Origin of the sequence: Nannocystis pusilla, from assembly GCF_026626665.1 — a bacterium.
In the GTDB taxonomy this organism is placed as follows: Bacteria; Myxococcota_A; Polyangia; order Nannocystales; family Nannocystaceae; genus Nannocystis; species Nannocystis pusilla.
This window is the reverse complement of record NZ_JAPNKE010000002.1, coordinates 2,120,748-2,138,101: the sequence shown is the minus strand read 5'-3', so window position 1 is coordinate 2,138,101 and position 17,354 is coordinate 2,120,748. Positions and strand designations below refer to the sequence as shown.

Annotated in this window: 12 protein-coding genes; 10 read left to right on the top strand and 2 right to left on the bottom strand. The window is 73.5% G+C overall.

The features are described 5' to 3' along the window. The first annotated feature begins 102 nt into the window (after positions 1–102). The 6 genes from OV079_RS09375 to OV079_RS09350 all read left to right on the top strand — a co-directional run bounded on the left by OV079_RS09375 (position 103) and on the right by OV079_RS09350 (position 12,002). Positions 103–1,557 (top strand): ferritin-like domain-containing protein, encoded by a 1,455-nt coding sequence (locus tag OV079_RS09375; protein WP_267767586.1) that lies wholly within the window; start codon positions 103–105, stop codon positions 1,555–1,557. A 279-nt stretch (positions 1,558–1,836) separates the two neighbouring features. Then, positions 1,837–2,844, top strand: coding sequence for a spermidine synthase (locus OV079_RS09370; RefSeq protein ID WP_267767584.1), 1,008 nt, complete (start codon positions 1,837–1,839; stop codon positions 2,842–2,844). 175 nt (positions 2,845–3,019) lie between these two features. Next, positions 3,020–5,095, top strand: a complete 2,076-nt coding sequence (locus tag OV079_RS09365; RefSeq protein WP_267767582.1) for a hypothetical protein — start codon at positions 3,020–3,022, stop codon at positions 5,093–5,095. 781 nt (positions 5,096–5,876) lie between these two features. Beyond that, complete coding sequence (locus OV079_RS09360; RefSeq protein ID WP_267767580.1) at positions 5,877–7,088, top strand: right-handed parallel beta-helix repeat-containing protein; 1,212 nt, start codon at positions 5,877–5,879, stop codon at positions 7,086–7,088. A gap of 380 nt (positions 7,089–7,468) precedes the next feature. Continuing rightward, on the top strand, positions 7,469–8,437 hold the full coding sequence (locus tag OV079_RS09355) for an RNA polymerase sigma factor (RefSeq protein ID WP_267767579.1): 969 nt from the start codon (positions 7,469–7,471) through the stop codon (positions 8,435–8,437). 79 nt (positions 8,438–8,516) lie between these two features. Then, complete coding sequence (locus OV079_RS09350) at positions 8,517–12,002, top strand: WD40 repeat domain-containing serine/threonine protein kinase (protein ID WP_267767578.1); 3,486 nt, start codon at positions 8,517–8,519, stop codon at positions 12,000–12,002. A gap of 66 nt (positions 12,003–12,068) precedes the next feature. On the opposite strand, the gene OV079_RS09345 is transcribed toward OV079_RS09350, so the two are convergent. Then, positions 12,069–12,425 carry a hypothetical protein gene (locus OV079_RS09345; protein WP_267767577.1) on the bottom strand — a complete coding sequence of 119 codons (357 nt, stop codon included), beginning with the start codon at positions 12,423–12,425 and terminating at the stop codon, positions 12,069–12,071. 193 nt (positions 12,426–12,618) lie between these two features. Then, positions 12,619–13,356 carry an SDR family oxidoreductase gene (locus tag OV079_RS09340; RefSeq protein ID WP_267767575.1) on the bottom strand — a complete coding sequence of 246 codons (738 nt, stop codon included), beginning with the start codon at positions 13,354–13,356 and terminating at the stop codon, positions 12,619–12,621. Between the two features lie 174 nt (positions 13,357–13,530). Between OV079_RS09340 and OV079_RS09335 the strand changes: the two genes are divergently transcribed. The 4 genes from OV079_RS09335 (at position 13,531) to OV079_RS09320 (ending at position 17,243) form a co-directional block, all read left to right on the top strand. Beyond that, the gene (locus OV079_RS09335; RefSeq protein WP_267767574.1) at positions 13,531–14,445 is read left to right on the top strand and encodes an AraC family transcriptional regulator; all 915 of its coding nucleotides are present in this window, start codon (positions 13,531–13,533) and stop codon (positions 14,443–14,445) included. A gap of 481 nt (positions 14,446–14,926) precedes the next feature. Continuing rightward, the gene (locus OV079_RS09330) at positions 14,927–15,931 is read left to right on the top strand and encodes a DnaJ C-terminal domain-containing protein (protein ID WP_267767572.1); all 1,005 of its coding nucleotides are present in this window, start codon (positions 14,927–14,929) and stop codon (positions 15,929–15,931) included. A 210-nt stretch (positions 15,932–16,141) separates the two neighbouring features. Beyond that, the gene (locus OV079_RS09325; RefSeq protein ID WP_267767570.1) at positions 16,142–16,570 is read left to right on the top strand and encodes a SpoIIAA family protein; all 429 of its coding nucleotides are present in this window, start codon (positions 16,142–16,144) and stop codon (positions 16,568–16,570) included. Then, complete coding sequence (locus OV079_RS09320; protein WP_267767568.1) at positions 16,557–17,243, top strand: STAS domain-containing protein; 687 nt, start codon at positions 16,557–16,559, stop codon at positions 17,241–17,243. The genes OV079_RS09325 and OV079_RS09320 overlap by 14 nt, the downstream gene beginning before the upstream one ends. Positions 17,244–17,354 lie beyond the last annotated feature (111 nt).

The window sequence follows — 17,354 nt, the reverse complement described above, 5'->3', positions numbered from 1 at the left end:
CCGGAGCCTGCGCGATCCATCACCGTCGCCGCCGGTCTGCGCGTGATGTCCCGCCCCGGCCCCAGGTGCCGCCGCTGCCGCGACCCCGCTAGCCTGGAGAGGATGTCGGCCGCCTCCTCGTCGCTCTCGTGTCTCCGCGTCGCGCTCCTCCACGCCCTCGGCCTCACCGCCGCTTGCACTCGGCCGCCGCTCGGCGACGACCCCGGCACCGCCAGCGGCACCGGCACCACCACCAGCGCGACCACCACCGCTCCCGCGACCACCAGCGGCCCCGCCGACCCGACCACCGGCGCGGCGACGACCACCACCAGCGGTCCTGGCACCACGTTCGCCACCACCGTCGACAGCACCGGTCCGGTCGCCACCACCGCCGTCGACAGCACCGGCCCCGTGGAACCCGCGACGACCTCCACGACGACCACCTCCACCACGACGACCACGACGACCACCACGTCCGGCACCACCGACGACACCGCGAGCACCACCGGCCCCGCCTGCGTCAACCTCATGGATCTCGGCGACGAGTTGATGCCCGCCGACCTGCTCGAGATCCCCGGGTGCGAGGATTACAACCCCTCCGACTGCTATGATTACATGCGGATCTGCGTCCCCTTGCCGGACGGCCTGCAGAGCTGCGACCAGTGCGCCCCCGACTGCCTCGGCCCGCTGCCGGAGCTATGCCCCGACTTCGGCTTCCAGCTCGCCTGCGGCCCGCTGGCCGTCGAGGGCGAGTGCTGCCACGTCGTCGAGTACAGCTGGAACTGCACCGACGGCCGGCCCTTCCTGGTCGAAGGGACAGCTCGCACCGCCGCCCCGGCGCGCCGCCGCGACTGGCTGGCCGACCCCTCCGGCCCCGCGCCCGCCTTCGTCGCCGCGCTCGCGCCGGCCGCCCGCGCCGAGCTCGCGGCGCTGTGGACGGCGGACGCCCTCGCGGAGCACGCCTCGGTCGCCTCGTTCGCGCGCTTCACCCTGCAGCTGCTCGCCCACGGCGCCCCGCCCGGGCTGGTCCAGGAGGCCTGCGCCGCCCAGCTCGACGAGGTCCTGCACGCCCGCCTGACCTTCGCCCTCGCCGCCGACTACGCCGGCGCCCCGATCGGCCCCGGGCCGCTGGCCACGGACGACGCCCTCGACGGCCCCGGCGACCTGGCCGCGGTCATCGCCGCGGTCGTCCGCGAGGGCTGCGTCGGCGAGACCCTGGCCGCGGCCGAGCTCGACCTGGCCGCGAGGACATGTGAAGACCCGGCCCTCGCCGCGACCCTGCGGCGGATCGCCGACGACGAGCAGCGCCACGCCGCGCTGGCCTGGCGCACCGTCCAGTGGGCCCTCGGCCGCGGCGGCCCGGCCCTGCGCCGCGTCGTCGCCGAGGCCCTCGCGGTGCGGATCGCCGCGCCCCCGCCCGACCATCTCGACCCGGCCCTGATGCGCCGCCACGGCCGCTTGCCCGCCGGCGAGCGCGTCGCCCTGGCCGCCCAGTGCATGCGCTCGGTCGTCCTCCCGTGCGCCCGCGCCCTGCTCGACGACCTCGCCGTCGCGCGCCCGGCCGACCTCCCGGTCTGAGGCCCAGGGCCACCTCTGCCGACCACGTCGAGGCCCCATCTCGGTCGCGCGAGCGACCCAGGCGACCGGCCGCGGCCGCCGTCGCGGCGCGTCCCGGCGGCACGGCCACGATTCCCCGAGGCGACCCGACCGCGGCCGCAGTCGCGGCGCGTTCCGTCGGCGCGGCTCACCATTCTCCGGGCGACCCGACCGCGGCCCCGCTCGCCCGCCGTCGCGGCGCGTCTTTCGGCGCGGCCGCCGTCTCGCTCTTCGGCGGCGCGCCGGTGATACCATCGCCGCGTGCGCGCCGCCGTCGCCTCGTCGCATTCGCCTGACCTCGCCTGTCGCCGCCGCAGGTCCCTCGCGCGCGTCCTCGCCCTGTGCCTCCTGTCCGCAGGGACAGGCGGCTGCAACCGCCCCGCGGCCGACGAGCCTCCGCCCGCGAGCGCCCCGGTCGCGCCCCCCGCCACCGATCCGGCCTTGCCGGCCCCGGCCCCGCCCGCGCGCGTCCGCGGGCGCAAGATCCTCGCCGAGGTCACCTCCCCCTATTCGAAGATCCGCGTGCAGCAGACCGGCACCAAGCGCAGCCTCGGCTTCATCCGCAAGCGCGGCGACGAGTTCGTGCAGACGATCGTCGACCTCGCCGACCCCGACGCCCCCGCGCATTCCTACGTCGAGTCCATGTCCGCGCCGTTCATGGTCCTCGAAGACCCGCGGCGGCTGCTCGTCGTCGGCCTCGGCGGCGGCACCATGATCCGCTACCTCCATTCGCGCGTGCCGGCCGCGCAGATCGACGCCGTCGAGATCGATCCGGAGGTCGTGCGCCTGGCGGGCGAGTGGTTCGGCGTGGTCCCGGGGCCGCGCCTGCGGATCTTCACCGACGACGCCGTCCGCTTCATCGCCGGCGAGGGCGAATCGTACGACGTCATCTGGCTCGACGCCTTCCTCGACCCCGGCGCCCCCGGCACCGACAACTCCGGCGTGCCCGAGGAATTGCGCGGCCTCGGCTTCCTCCGCCGCGTCAAGGCCCGCCTCAATCCCGGCGGCGTCGCGGCCTTCAACATTCACCACTTGACCGGCTACGACGCCCACGTGAATGCCATCGCCGAGGTGTTCCCGCACGTCCTGGTGGTCCGCCGCCCCGGCAGCAGCAATTGGATCGTCCTCGCATTGACCGCCGACGCGGCGCCGACCGCCGAGGCCCTGCGCAGCCGCGCCGCCGCCCTCGACGCGCTCGGCACCTGGAAGATCTCGTTCAGCGAGCTCGCCGAGGTCACCTTGCCGTGGGAGCGGCGGCCCTCGCCGTAATCGGGGCTTGGTGGCTCCGCGCTCCGCGATCGCGGGCGCTCCGATTCGCGTCTCACCGCTCGCGCGTAAGCGCACGAGTCCGTCACGAGGTCGTCACGCCTCCGTGTCAGCGCACGCCGGCCGCGTGAGGGCGCTGCGGCGAGCTGTGATAAGACGGACCGAGGGAGACTTTAGCGTGATCCGGACAAGCCCGCTCGCCGCCACCTTCACCGTCTTGACGCTCACCGCCCTCGTCGGGGCCTGCGGCGACTCTGCCACCGAATCCGCCTCCGACGGCACCTCCACCGGGTCGGCCGCCACCACCGACGAGCCGCCGACCGGCACCGGCACCACCGCCCCGACCACCACCACGGGGGGCACCGACGACACCAGCACCACCGGCCCCGTGGTGCCCGAGCCCGATCCGAACGTCGACTGGCCGACCCTCGAGTGCGACCCGCTCGATCCCAATTACTGCCTGTTCCCGTTCCCCAACAATGTCTATACCAGCGCCGACGCGACCACCCCGACCGGTCGCCGCGTCGCCCTCCCGCGCAATTCGCTGCCGATGTCGACCGGCGGCGTCTTGCCGGAGACCGACGTGTTCGCCGAGCTCGACGGCTTCTCGGGCGGCCTGCCGGGGATGGTGCACATGCCGGGTGCCACCATTACCGGCCTGCCCGGCCCGTGGAGCCTCGAGCTCTCGGTCACCCCCGACAGCCCCACCATCGTCCTCGACGTCGACACCGGCGAGCTCGTGCCGCACTTCACCGAGCTCGACATGTCGCACGGGGACGACGCCCGGCGCACCCTGCTGATCCGCCCGGTCACCCGCCCGCGCGACGGCGCCCGCCTGATCTACGCCGTGCGCAACGTCGTCGACGCCGGCGGCGAGCCGCTCGCGGCTTCGCCGGCGTTCGCCGCCCTGCGCGACCTGACCCCGTTCCCCGACGACCCCTCGATCGACGCCCGCCGCCCGCTCTACGCCGACATCTTCCAGCGCCTCGAGGCCGCCGGGGTCGTCCGCGACGAGCTGCAGCTGGCCTGGGACTACACCGTCAGCAGCACCGAGAACACCACCGGGCGGCTGCTTCACATCCGCGACCACGCGCTGGCGCAGGTGGGCGCGGCCGGGCCCGCCTACGAGATCAAGTCGATCACCGAGGATTGCGACGAGTTCATCGCCCTGTGCGTCGAGGGCGAGATGACCGTCCCGCTCTACCTCGACAAGCCCGAGTCGGGCGGGCGCATGATCCTCGACGACGCCGGCCTGCCGACCCAAAACGGCACCGCCAGCTATCCGTTCACCGTCCTCATCCCGTACAGCGCCTTCACGGCGCCCTCGGCCCCGGTCGCCTACGGCCACGGCCTGCTCGGCAACCGCTCGCAGGTCAAGGCCAGCCACTTCCGCCAGTTCGCCGAGGACTACAACTACATCCTGTTCGCGGTCGACTGGGTCGGCATGGCCGAGGACGACATCGTCACGATCGTCGGCGCCCTGGGCGGCAACCTCCACCAATCCGCGGCGGTCCCCGACCGCGGCCAGCAGGGCATCCTCAACTTCATCCTCGCCACGCGGATGATGCTCGGCGACTTCGCCAGCGACCCCTCGCTGACCTGGCAGGGCGACCCGGCGATGTTCGACACGTCGGCCGCCTATTACTTCGGCAACAGCCAGGGCGGCATCTTCGGCGCCTCGCTGATGGCCGTGCAGGTCGACGTCACCCGCGGCATGCTCGGCGTCCCCGGCCAGCCCTACAACATCCTGCTCAACCGCAGCGTCGACTTCGACAACTTCTTCGCGGTGGTCAAGGGCGCCTACCCCGACCCGATCGACATCCAGGTGGTGCTCGGCCTGGTGCAGATGCTGTGGGACCGCTCCGAGCCCAACGGCTACAGCCACCACATCCGCGAGCCGCTGCCGAACACGCCGGCCCACGACGTGCTGCTCAACGTCGCCATCGGCGACCACCAGGTCACGACGCTCGGCGCCCACATCATGGCCCGCGCGATCGGCGGGGTCGCCAACATGGGCCCGGTCAATCGCTCGATCTGGGGCCTCGAAGAGGTGGAAGGCAGCCACTCCGGCTCGGCGATGGTCGAGTTCGACTTCGGCCTGCCCGCCGAGCCGACGGTCAACGTGCCGATGAAGGAAGGCGAGGACCCCCACGGCGGACCGCGCAAGACGGCGGCCGCGAACGCGTCGATGGACAAGTTCTTCCGCGAGGGCGTGGTCGAGACGTTCTGCGACGGGGCCTGCGATCCGGAGTGATTCGATCGAATGGTATGACATGTCCTTCGGGGCATGTCATGCCATCGAGTGAGCGCGTGGGTGCTTCGCGTATTGCCGACTGCGCCTCGCCGGGGTCCGGGGATGGGCCGGCCGCGAGACGCGAAGGGCGGGGCCTTGGTGCTTCGCGTATTGCCGACTGCGCCTCGCGGGGGTCCGGGGCTGGGCCGGCCGCGAGTTAACCGGCAGGATCGGCGCTCGTGCCTCGCACCCATCCCGCCTCTAATCCGCGGCCGGCCCAGCCCCGGACCCCAGGCACGGCTGCAGCCGTGAGAAGCCGACGCGCCGTCGCCGGCTCCGACGGGAGGTGTCCTTCGATACAGGTCATGAGCGCCTGTGCGACGGCCAGGGCTGGCCGCCGCACAGGCGCCATCTCGCATTCGTGACGGCGCGTCCCGGTCCCCCGCGCGTTTGACGGCTTGAAGCTCGCGGATAGTGCATCCACGCGCGTTGCGAGGTGCGCTCCGTCGTGGCTCGCAGGCGCCGTCTCGCTCGGGGTTGTCACCAATGGTCGGAGGCCGCCCGGCGGCGGGGTCGTGGCCGCCCGCCGCCAGGGTCGTGGCCGACGGCGCGGGCGCCCACGTACATGATCTTAAGGACATGTTACAGAAGACATCCGAGACTGCGCGAGCGAGCGCGGGTCGTGTGCACGCGCGAGCGTCCTCCGTGCTTGACCGCCGGCGGGCGACCGGGGCATATACCGCGCATGTTCTGCGACCCCAGCCGTCTCGTCCTCGTCGTGTCGTGTGTCCTGTGTGCCAGCGTGATCGCGTGCGGCGACCCGACGCCCACCGACTCCGCGACCGCAGCCTCGACCGGCAGCGACTCCGACGCCCCCGCGGCCACCGAGACCGCCGCGTCGGCGGCGACGGTGACTGATGGCGGCTCGAACAGCGAGACCGCCGCGAGCACCACCGAAGGTGAGGTCACGGTGACGGCAGGCGACCCGACCACCGAGAACCTCCCGACCACGGGCCCCGACCCGACCACCGTCGGCGACACCACCACGACCACCACCGGTGACACCACCACCACCGGTGACACCACCACCACCGGTGACACCACCGGTGACACCACCGGTGACACCACCACCGAAGGCGTCGCCACGACCGAGGGCGACACGACGACGACGACCGGCGGCGACGACCCCTGGGACTGCGAGGGCGGCGAGCCGATCACCGTCAACGAGCAGGGCAAGTATTCGACGCTGGCCGCCGCCGTGGCCGCGGCCCCGCCGCAGGCGATCATCACCGTGTGCCCCGGGACCTACCAGGAGGCGGTGGTGATCGACCGTCCGTTGACGCTGCTCGGCGCCGGGCAGGACAAGACGTTCCTCGACGGCAGCGGCACTTCGACGCCGATCTTCATCGACCGCGTGAGCGTGACGATCGAGGGCTTCACCTTCCAACACGGCGAGGCCGAGCACGACCCGCTGGGCAACTCGCTGTGCGGCGGGGCTCTGGCGATCGACGACGCGGCCCAGCCGATGATGGTCACGGTCAAGGACTGCACCTTCACCGACAACCACGGGCAGTTCGGCGGCGCGATCTGCTACGACGGCAACGGCAACAACGACATCGCGGAGCTCGTGCTCGAGGGCGTGACCATCACCGGCAATAGCGCCGACGTCAACGGGGGCGGCCTGTTCTCGTACGCGCCGACGAAGATGACCGACACCACGATCGTCGAGAACACCGCCGGCAACCAGGGCGGCGGGCTCTACTTCAGCTACTGCAACAGCGTCATCGAGGGCGGCGCCGTCAAGCAGAACACCGCCGGCGAGGGCGGCGGCATGTTCCTGCAGTCACCGGTCACCGTCGACGTGACCGCCAGCGACTGGGGCTTCGGGCAGGCGCAAGAGAACGTGCCCAACGACGTCCAGCACTACGTCAACGAGTACGGGTTCTTCGGCGACGACGTCTCGTTCCACTGCGAGTACCCCGTGTGGAACATGGGGATGTGCGCGCTGAAGTAACGAGCTCGCGCCGCGCCGGTCGCTCGCGCCATGCGTATTTCTGAGCGCTCCCTGTACCCCTCGCTGGCCCCGCTGGACGACCTCGCCATCTCCGGGGCGAAGCGGACGCGTGCCGACCCGCGCTCGCCGCGATGTACGCGTGCATCGGCGAGCTGTCGTGCTCGGACTACGCGGCGTTCGTCGCCGGCGAGCCGAGCCCCTGCTCGCTCGCCGAACAGCACCTGGCAACGTGCGAGGCGCGAGGCCCGTCGCCGGGGTTGGACCCGTCGTTTTGAAGGTCGCTCGGCGCGTGCGTCACGACGCAGCGCTCACTCGCGCAGGAAAGCGGACAGCGCCGGGTCTCCCCACGGGTCCTCGGCGCGTCGAGCAGGACGACCTGGTTGTCGTACACGTACGGCCCGTTCGGACCGGTGCTCGACGTGCTCGTGCCGTCGCCGGACGTCTCGGAGCCTGCGAGCGGGCCCGTCGTCGAACCGCTCGTCGTGGTCGTATCGGCGGCGCTCGCGGTGCTGTTCGCCTGTTGCGGCCCGCAGGCCAGCAGCGCCCCTGCGAGTGCGACGGAGTTCGTCCGCGCTCGCCGTTGCACCTGGGCGCTCCCGCGGCTGCTCCACGCGCGCTGCCTGGGCGCGCCGCGGCGTGCCGCCCTCGCCGCGCTCGCGCAGCGATTTGACCCCGCCCGCCGGGCGCGGCATCCTGGGTGGCCCGTGTCCGAACCCTCGCCTTCAGACGAGGTGCTCCTCGCCGCCTGGCTCGCGGGCGACCGCAAGGCCGGCTTTGCGCTGTTCGAGCGCCACTACGACGCCGTCGCGCGATTCTTCCAGAGCAAGGTCGGCGACCAGGGCGGCGACCTGATCCAGCGCACCTTCCTCGCCTGCGTCGAGTCGCTGCCGAGCTTTCAGGGGCGCGCCAGCTTCCGCTCGTACCTGTTCGCCATCGCCTACCGCCAGCTGTGCCGCTTCTTCCGCGACCGCGCGCGCGAGCAGCAGCGCCTCGACTTCACCAGCGTCTCGGCCGAGGACCTCCAGCCGTCGGCCACCGCCGCCATCGGCCAGCGCGAGGAGGTCCGGCTGCTGCTCGCCGCGTTGCGCCGGATCCCCGTCGAGCTGCAGGTGCTCGTCGAGCTTCATTACTGGGAGGGCCTCACCACCGGCGAGATCGCCCAGGTGCTCGAGATCCCGCCCGGCACCGTGCGCACGCGGCTGATGCGGGCGCGCGAGCAGCTCGACGCGGTGATGCAGCGGATCGCCGAGTCGCCGTCGCTCGCCCACAGCACCCAGACCGGATTCGAGCGCTGGGCGGCCGAGCTGCGCGCGCCGCTGCGGGACCGGCGCGATCCGGAGCCGGGGTGAGCGACGCGCCCGCGAAAAATTCGACCGACCCGGCGAGCAGGACGGCGGCGACGGGAACCACTCCGGTGGAGCCCATCCGATGCCCCTTCCGCCGTTCGACCGCACCGTTCATTTCACCGACGTCGACCCCACCGACCCCGACGACGGCCCCGGCCTGCCGCGGCCCGAGCTGCGCCGCACCCCCGAGCTCGAGGTCGTGCGCGCCCAGCTCGCCGACGCCCTGTTCGGCGTCTCCGTGGCCGCCCCGCGGATCGGTCGCTTCCGCGTGCTCGGGGTGCTCGGCCGCGGCGGCATGGGCGAGGTCTACGCCGCCCACGACGACGAGCTCGATCGCCAGGTCGCGGTCAAGCTGCTGCACACCTCGCGCGAGGCCGGCCCGCGGGCGCGCGCGCGGCAGATCCGCGAGGCGCTGCTGCTGGCCCGGCTGTCGCACCCCAACGTCGTCCAGATCCACGAGGTCGGCGAGCACGACGGGCAGGTCTACGTGGCCATGGAGTACGTCGAGGGCCACGACCTGGCCGACTGGCTGCGCGCCCTGCCGCCCGGCCCGCGCCGGTGGGAGGCCGTCCTCGCGGTGTTCGTCGCCGCCGGCCGCGGGCTGCAGGCCGCGCACGCCGCCGGCATCGTCCACCGCGACTTCAAGCCTGCCAACGTGCTCGTCAGCGCCGAAGGCCGCGCGCGTGTGCTCGACTTCGGCCTGGCGCGCTTCTGGGGCGACGTCGAGGATGTCCCGGAGAACATGTCCGAGCCGACAGGTGATTTCGCCGACCTCACCGCCACCGGCGCGCTGCTCGGCACCCCGGTCTACATGGCGCCGGAGCTGTTCGCCGGCGGCGCCGCCAGCCCCGCGAGCGACCAGTACGCCTTCTGCGTCGCCCTCTGGCAGGGCCTCTACGGCCGCTGGCCGCACGAGGGCGAGCGCCTCGCCGACCTCGTGGCCGCCAAGAGCTCCGGCGCCATTGTCACGCCCACCGACCGCCGCGGCGTGCCCGGGTGGTTGCACGCGGCCGTCGTGCGCGGCCTGCAGGTCGCCCCGGCCTCGCGCTGGCCGTCGATGGCCGCGCTGCTGCGGGAGCTCGCGCGCGACCGTCGGGCCGCGGCTCGCCGCACCGTCCTGCGTGCCGCCGGCGCGGCGCTGGTCGGCGTCGCGGGCTTCGCCGGCGCGCAGGCGTGGCAGGCCGCGCAGGAGGCCGAGCGGGCCGACCGCGCCGAGCTGCTGGCCGAGCTGCGGGCCGCCGACAGCGAGCGCGCGCAGTTCGAAAAGGCCACCATCGCCGCCGCCGAACAGGCCGCCGAGGTGCTGCGCCTGTCCTCCACGCCAGGTCGCGAGCGCGACGCCCTGGTGCGCGGGGTCCAGCTCGCGGCGCCGCACGGGCCCGACTTCGCCGGCGCCTCGGCGATGGTGTTCGACGGCCTCGCCGCCGCCTCGCCCGCGCTGATCCCCTACGCCACGCTCGACGGCCACCACGGGGCCGTCGGCGTCGCCTTCTCGCCCGACGGCGCCCGCGTCGCCTCGCTCCACGTCGACGGCTCGCTGCGCCTGTGGAACGCCGACACCGGCGCCGCGCTGTGGGCCACCCCGAGCCTCGAGGGCCTCGCCCACGCCCACCTGTTCAGCCCCCTCGCCTTCGACCGCAGCGGCACCCGTCTGGTGACCACCGGCGTCGCCCCGCGCGACCGCCCGAGCTGCACCGTGTGGGACGCCGCCACCGGCACCCTCGCGCGCGAGCTGCCCGACTGCAACTTTCCCCACTTCGCCGCCGACGACACCCGCATCCTCGGCCGCGTCCGCGTCGGCGACGACGACTGGCGCTACGCCGCCTGGGACCTGGCCACCGGCGCGCTCGCCTGGCAGCTGGACGGCGACGGCCTCGACAGCGCAGTGGTCGCGCCCGACGGCCAGACGCTGCTCGTCGCCCGCGACGACAACGCGGTCGACCTTTACGACACCGGCGACGGTCGCCGGATCGGCCGCCTACCGCCTGTCCCCGGGGTCAAGCCGTCGCGCTACCACACGCTCGCGCTGTCGACCCGCGGCGACCGTCTCGCAGTGCTCGAAGGCGAGGGCGAGCTGCGCCTGTGGGACCTCGAGAGCCGCCGGATCGTGCGCTCGCTCGGACCGGCCCAGGGCGAGCCGCGGTTCTTCCGCGACGACACTCGCCTCCTCGTCGGCAACCGCCTCTTCGACCTCGAGGACGGCGAGCTCCTCGCCCTGTGGCCCAAGCACGGCATCACCACCGCCGAGCTCGACGGCGGCGTCCTCGTCTCCTACGAGATCGACGATCTGATCCTGCGCAGCAACGACACCGGCTCCGTCATCACGCGCACCCGCGGCCACGACGGCGCGATCCGCCGCGCAGTCGCCTCGCCCGACCGCCGGCGCTTCGCCACCGCCGGCGACGACGGCATGGTGCGCCTGTGGCAGGGCGGCGACCCGCGCGCCCTGCGTCGCCGTCAAGCGCCGCCCGGCGAGAAGGTCCTCGTCTTCGAGGACGAATTCTTCGCCACCGTCGACACCGCCGGCGTCACCCGGATCCGCACCGACAGCGACGAACCGCTGGCGACCGTCCCGGCGTTCCCGAACATCTTCGGCGTCCCGCAGGTCGCCCGGGTCCCCGCCGGCTACCTCGTCTGGGCGTGGGCGGTCGACGCTCCGTCCGAGTGGTCGGTCCGCCTGCTCGACCCGCAGACCGGCGTCGAGCGGTTCCGCCACGTCGTCCACCGCACCAGCGACGACATGCTGGCGATCGAGCCGACCTTCTCCCGCGCCGCCGACCGCCTCGCGGTGCCGCAGCTCGACGGCTCGCTCGTGGTGCTCGACACCCGCAGCGGCGAGCGCGTCTGCACCCTCGCCGGCGACGACCAGCCGCTGTACGCCAGCGCCGTGCGCGACGACGGCCGCTTCGCCGCCACCCTCGACCGCCACGGCACGGCAGTCGGCTGGGACCTGACGACCTGCCAGAAGATCTTCAGCGTCGCGACCACCGGCTCCGAAGAACATGCCCGAGAGTTCAGGTTCGTGGGGACAGGTTCGCTCCTGGTCCAGCGCGGCGGCCGGACCGTCGTGCACGACGCCGGCAGCGGCGAGGTCAAGCTCAGCGTCGAGGAGCCCTGCGCCGCCGATTATCACGGCGACTCCGACCTCTCGCCCGACGAGACCCGCCTCGTCACCTGGTGCTACGGCCCGGGGCGCGGGTGGATCCGCGACGTCCCGAGCGGCGAGCTCGTCACCACCCTCGAGCGCATCGACGCCTACGGCGACGCCCACGATCGCTTCTCGCCCACCGGCGATCGCCTGACCGTGGCCGCCGACGACGGTGACACTCTGGTGTTCGACGCCCGCAGCGGCGCGCTGCAGGTCCGGATCCGCGACCTCGACCCCAGCGACTGGCACTCGCCCCGGCTCGCCGACGACGGCGCCGCGGTGCACCTGCACCAGCGCAGCGGCGCCGTCCTCACCCTCCCCGCCACCCGCGCCGGCGCGTTCGCGGCCGCCTGCCGGGCCCTCGCCGCCACCGACGCGTACCCCGAGGTCCGCGACCCCTGCGAGGGCGCCTCGAAGTGAATCACGGGACATGCCCACCAGGACATGTCCCAATCGACACATCGATCGCCGCGCCGCTCACCGGCGCTACGCCTTCCCGGGCGGGTCGTCCCAGGCGAACACCGCCATCGTCGGCGGCCCGAGCGGATCCTCGTCGGGGTCGTGGCCCGACAGCTCGAGCACCTGCGCCTTGAACCACACCTCGAAGGGCTCGGTCGACGCCGCGTACGCCTCGGCGGCCGCGGCCGGCGCCTCGATCTGCGTCACCACCAGCACCACCAGCCCGTCCGCGGTGTCCTGCAAGTGCCACGATTCGTGGCGCACCCCGTAGCGGCGGAAGAACGCGGTCGTCTCGGCGCGCCGCGGACCGCGGAGCGCGGCGACGAACTTCAGCAATTCGCCGATCGGTCTGCGCAATGGGGTCATGCGGACGACGAGGGGCATGGGGCGGCCTCCGGTGAATGCGCCGAGCATTCACCATAGCACCGCCCGCCTGCCCGCCCGGCGCTCCTCGCAATGCCGCGCCTCGCCGCGCCGAGGGCCCCGGCGAGCCCCGCGATCGCCCCTGCGCCGCCGCGCCCGCCGGCGGGCCCCCGGGCGGCGGCCGCGCGGCCGCTGCCGCGAGCGCGTGGTGCCATCAATACGGGCTCGCGGTCGGCCGCACGATCATCTCGCTGACGTCGACCTCGGGCGGCTGCTCGATGGCGAACTGGATCGCGCGGGCGATGGCCGCCGCCGGGATGGCGATCTTGCGGAACTCCTTCATCCCGTCGCGCGCGCCCGGGTCGGAGATGGTCTCGGCCAGCTCCGATTCGGTCACGCCCGGCGAGATCACGGTGACGCGTATGTCGCCGCCGACCTCCTGCCGCAGCCCGTCCGAGATCGCCCGCACCGCGAACTTGGTGGCGCAGTAGACCGCCGCGGTCGGCACCACGTAGTGCCCGCCGATCGACGACAGGTTGACGAAGTGCCCGCGCTTCTGCTGCTGCATCACCGGCAGCCCGGCCGCGATCCCGTGCAGCACCCCGCGGATGTTGACGTCGATCATGCGATCCCACTCCTCGACCTTGAGCGCCTCGAGGTTCGACAGCGGCATCACCCCCGCGTTGTTGACGATCACGTCGACGCGGCCGAACGTCGCCTGCGCGAACGCCACGAACGCCGCCACGTCTTCGCGCTGCGTCACGTCGAGCCGGCGGTAGCGGACCGAGCCGCCGTCCCCCGCGATCTCGTCCGCCAGCGTCGCCAGCCGCTCGGTGCGGCGGGCCCCGAGCACCACGTGGGCCCCGTGCTTGGCCAGCAGGCGGGCGGTCGCCTCGCCGATGCCGCTGCTCGCGCCAGTGATCAATACGACCTTGTTCTCGATTCCGGACATGGTGATTCTCCTGTCTGCGTCGGGCGCCTGCAGCAGCGCCCCGCCACGCAGTCACAGTAAAAGCGGCCGCACCGGCGCGTTAGCCTGTTCCTCGCCGCCTCTTGCCCGATCCTCCGCCGCGCGCGCGGGGCCTGCAGCCTTGCCGCCCCGGTGGCCCGCGCGTAAGCTCGGCCGATGGCGACCACCGCGCCAGGGACCGCCGAGCTGGCCGCTCAATTGCTGCGGCACACCCCCGGCGACGGCGTGCACGCGACCGCCATCCCGCGCCTGTCGCTGATCCGCGCCGCGCGGCCCGGCGAGCCGCTCGTCCTGCTGCATCAGCCCGCCCTGTGCGTGGTGGCCCAGGGCAAGAAGCGCGTCCACCTGGCCGACGAGGTTTACGTCTACGACGCCTCGCGCTTCCTCGTCATCACGATCGACCTGCCCGTCACCGGTCAGGTCGTCGAGGCCAGCCCCGCGGCGCCGTACCTGTGCCTGCGCCTCGACCTCGACGCCGGCGAGCTGGCGCAGATGCTGCTGGAATTCGGCCCGCCGCCGCCCGCCCCGCAGGCGCCCGCCCGCGGCCTCTACCTCAGCGCAGCGACGCCCGCCATGCTCGACGCGGTGCTCCGGCTGACGCGCCTGCTCGACGCCCCCGAGGACATCGCCGCCCTCGCCCCGCTGGCCGTGCGCGAGCTGACCTACCGCCTGCTCAAGAGCGACGAGGGCTGGCGGCTGCGCCAGATCGCCGCCGGCGACGGCCAGGCGCGCCGGATCGCCCGCGCCATCGACTGGCTCAAGCAGCACTACGCCGAGCCGCTGCGGATCGACGAGTTCGCCCGCGAGCTGCACATGAGCCCGTCCTCGCTGCACCAGCACTTCAAGGCGGTCACCGCCCTGAGCCCCCTGCAGTACCAGAAGCAGCTCCGGCTGCAGGAGGCCCGCCGGCTGATGTTCAGCGAGGCGCTCGACGCCACCAGCGCGGCCTTCCGCGTCGGCTACGAGAGCGCCTCGCAGTTCAGCCGCGAGTACAGCCGGCTGTTCGGCGAGCCGCCGGCGCGCGACCTGCGGCGCCTCCGCGAGACCGGCGGCCTGGTCCGGCCGGCGTGAAGCGCCGGGGATCGCCTGCCCCTCCGGACATGCTCGGAAAGGCATCGGCGTGGCGCAGCTCGCCTGTCCCTCCGGACATGTCGCCAGGCCCGGCGGCCTGGCCCGTCGCGCGGCCTCCGGGGATCGCCTGTCGATTCGAGCATGTCCCGAGAGTCCGGCCCCCTGCGCCGCCGCGGGAATATCCTGTCCCTTCAAACATGTCCCGAGAGCCCGGCCACCTGCGTCGCCGCTCGCGCCGCCGCGGAATCGCCTGTCCAGGGGGACGTGTCACCCGCCGGAAGAGCGACCGCTCCCCGACGGGCAGCACCCCGGGAGCGGGCCGGTGAAGCGGGCCAGCCGGCCGGCTGTGCCAGGCGTCCGGCCCGGGAATAGCCTGTCCCTCCGGACATGCTCCGGAGGCCACTCGCACATGTCCCTCGGGACACCCCCTGGAGCGCGGGCGACCCTGGCCCGGCCGGGTCCGCCGCGCTAGCCTGATCGGGTGCGCGACCTGTACGTCGTCCTCGGTATCGAACGCAACGCCGACTCCCGCGCGATCAAGCGGGCCTACCGCGAGCTGACGCGGCGCTTCCACCCCGACGTACACCGCGGCCACGCCGGCGACGAGGTCTACCGCGAGATCGTCGACGCCTACGCGATCCTCGGCGACGACCGCACCCGGGCCCTGTACGACGAGTTCGGCGAGCTCTCTTTGACCCGCGGCTTCGACCCCGCGCGGGCCCGGGCCGCGCGCGAGCGGGCGGGCGACCCGACCTGGCAAGGTTCGCCGTGGGGGGCCGCGCGCCCCGGCGCCGCCGCGGACGACGAGCCGGACGACCTGCCCGACGACGCCGGCGACCTCGACTTCGACGACCTCAAGCACGCGCGGCGCACCGTGTTCGACGACCTCCTCGGCAGCTTTTGGCGCGGCCGCGAGGTCCGGCTCGACGACGACGCCGATGACGTCGACACCGACGACGACGACGACGACGCGAGCGGCGGCATGGGTCGCGACGCCCGCGCCGAGGCGTCGGTCCCGCTGGCGCGGGCGGTGGTCGGCTGCCACGTGCAGGTCCGCGTCGGCGGCCGGATCGTCGACGTCGCCGTGCCCGCGGGCGCCCGCGACGGCGACGTGGTCCACCTGCCGGGCCACGGCGAGGCCGGCAGCCCGCCCGGCGATCTGCACGTCACGCTCCGCGTCCTCCCCGATCCGGCCCTCACCCGTCGCGGCCTCGATCTGACGCTCGCGGTGCCCGTCACCCTGCTCGAGCTCTACCGCGGCGACCCCGTCGAGGTCGCCACGCCGCGCGGCGCCGTGCGGGTCCAGATCCCGGCAGGCTGCGCGCCCGAGCACAAGCTGCGGCTGCGTCGCCAGGGCGTCCACGGCCCCGGCGGCGAGGTCGGCGACCTGTACCTCGCCTTCCGCGTCCAACTGCCGCCGGCCGGCGACGCCGAGCTGTTGCGCGCGCTCGAGCGCCTGCAAGCCGCCGCGCGACCGCGGGGCTGAGCCGCGAATGTGACAGTGAGCCCGCCGCGAACGGCGACACCGAACAGTGTTCATGACGAACGGCGCACCCCGGCCGCCCGGGGGCTCCGGGGGCTCCGGGGCCCCCTGCGCGCCCGCGCGCCCGCAGCCGGCGCGATCGAGGGATCATCGTTCGCGGCTCTCGCTGCGCGACGGAGCAGCGTTCGCCCGCGCCGTGGTACGCTGGCCGCAGTGGCGATCAAGACCGCGAGCCAGCCCCTGCAACTGACGCGCGAGGCGGACATCGTTCACCTCGTGTTCCGCGGGCCCTTCGTGCTCGAGCACGCGCGGACGGTCCACGAGTTCCTGGCGCAGGTCATGGCCGAGACCGGGCGCTGCTACTTGCTCGCCGATATGTCGCAGATGGACGGGATCCCGACCGACACGCGGCGCTACGTCGGCGAGTGGCACAAGCAGCACACGGTCTCCGGCGTCGCCGTGTACGGGGCCAGCTTCGCCACCCGCGCCCTGGCGACGCTGATGTTCCAGGCCGTCCGGATCGTCGGCAACCAGCACATCGAGATGGAGTTCTTCCGCGACGAGGCCGACGCGCGCCGCTGGATCGCCGACCACGCCGCCGAGCGCTTCGGCGCCGCCGGAGGTCCCCATGTCGTCCGGTGAGGTCGAAGGCCTGCTGACGGCCGCGCCCGAGCGCTTCCACCGGCTCATGGCCGTCGTCGGCCTCGCCTCGGTCGGCGAGTTCGCGGCGGCCCTCGCCCACTTCGCCGCCGACGCGCAGGAGGACAACTTCGGCCTGCTCGAGGAGGGCCTGCGGGTCTTCATCACCGAGCTCAAGGCCAGCCACGAGGAGCGCGAGCGGGCCCACGCGGCGCTGCTGCAGGCCAACCAGGACATCGAGCAGAAGCTGGCGCTCATCGAGAGTCAGCGCCACGAGATCCATCAATTGTCGGCCCCGATCCTCGACGTGTGGGACGGCGTGCTCGCGGTCCCGCTGGTCGGCACCCTCGATCACTTGCGCGCCCTCGCCGTCACCGACGCGCTGCTGCAGCGGGTCGTCGCCACGCGCTCGCGCGCCGCCCTCGTCGACCTCACCGGCGTCGACGGCGTCGACGCCGAGACCGCCGACCACCTCATCCAGCTCGTGCGCGCCGTCAAGCTCGTCGGCTGCCGCGCCGTCATCACCGGCGTGAGCCCCGGCGTCGCCCGGACCCTCGCGGACCTCGAGCACTCACCGCGCGACCTGCAGTGCCTGCCGAACCTGCGTGAGGGCCTGCGCCACTGCCTGCTCGCGCGCAGCGCTGCATCCTCCGCGGCCCCGCCGAACCGGCCGTGAACCCCCTACCGCTCCGCGCGACGGCGTCGTCTTTCTCCGGCACGTCGTGACCCGAGACGGCGCCGAGCCGCTCGGCGGGCGCATCGTGGTCTCGCGCTCATCGGTGATGCG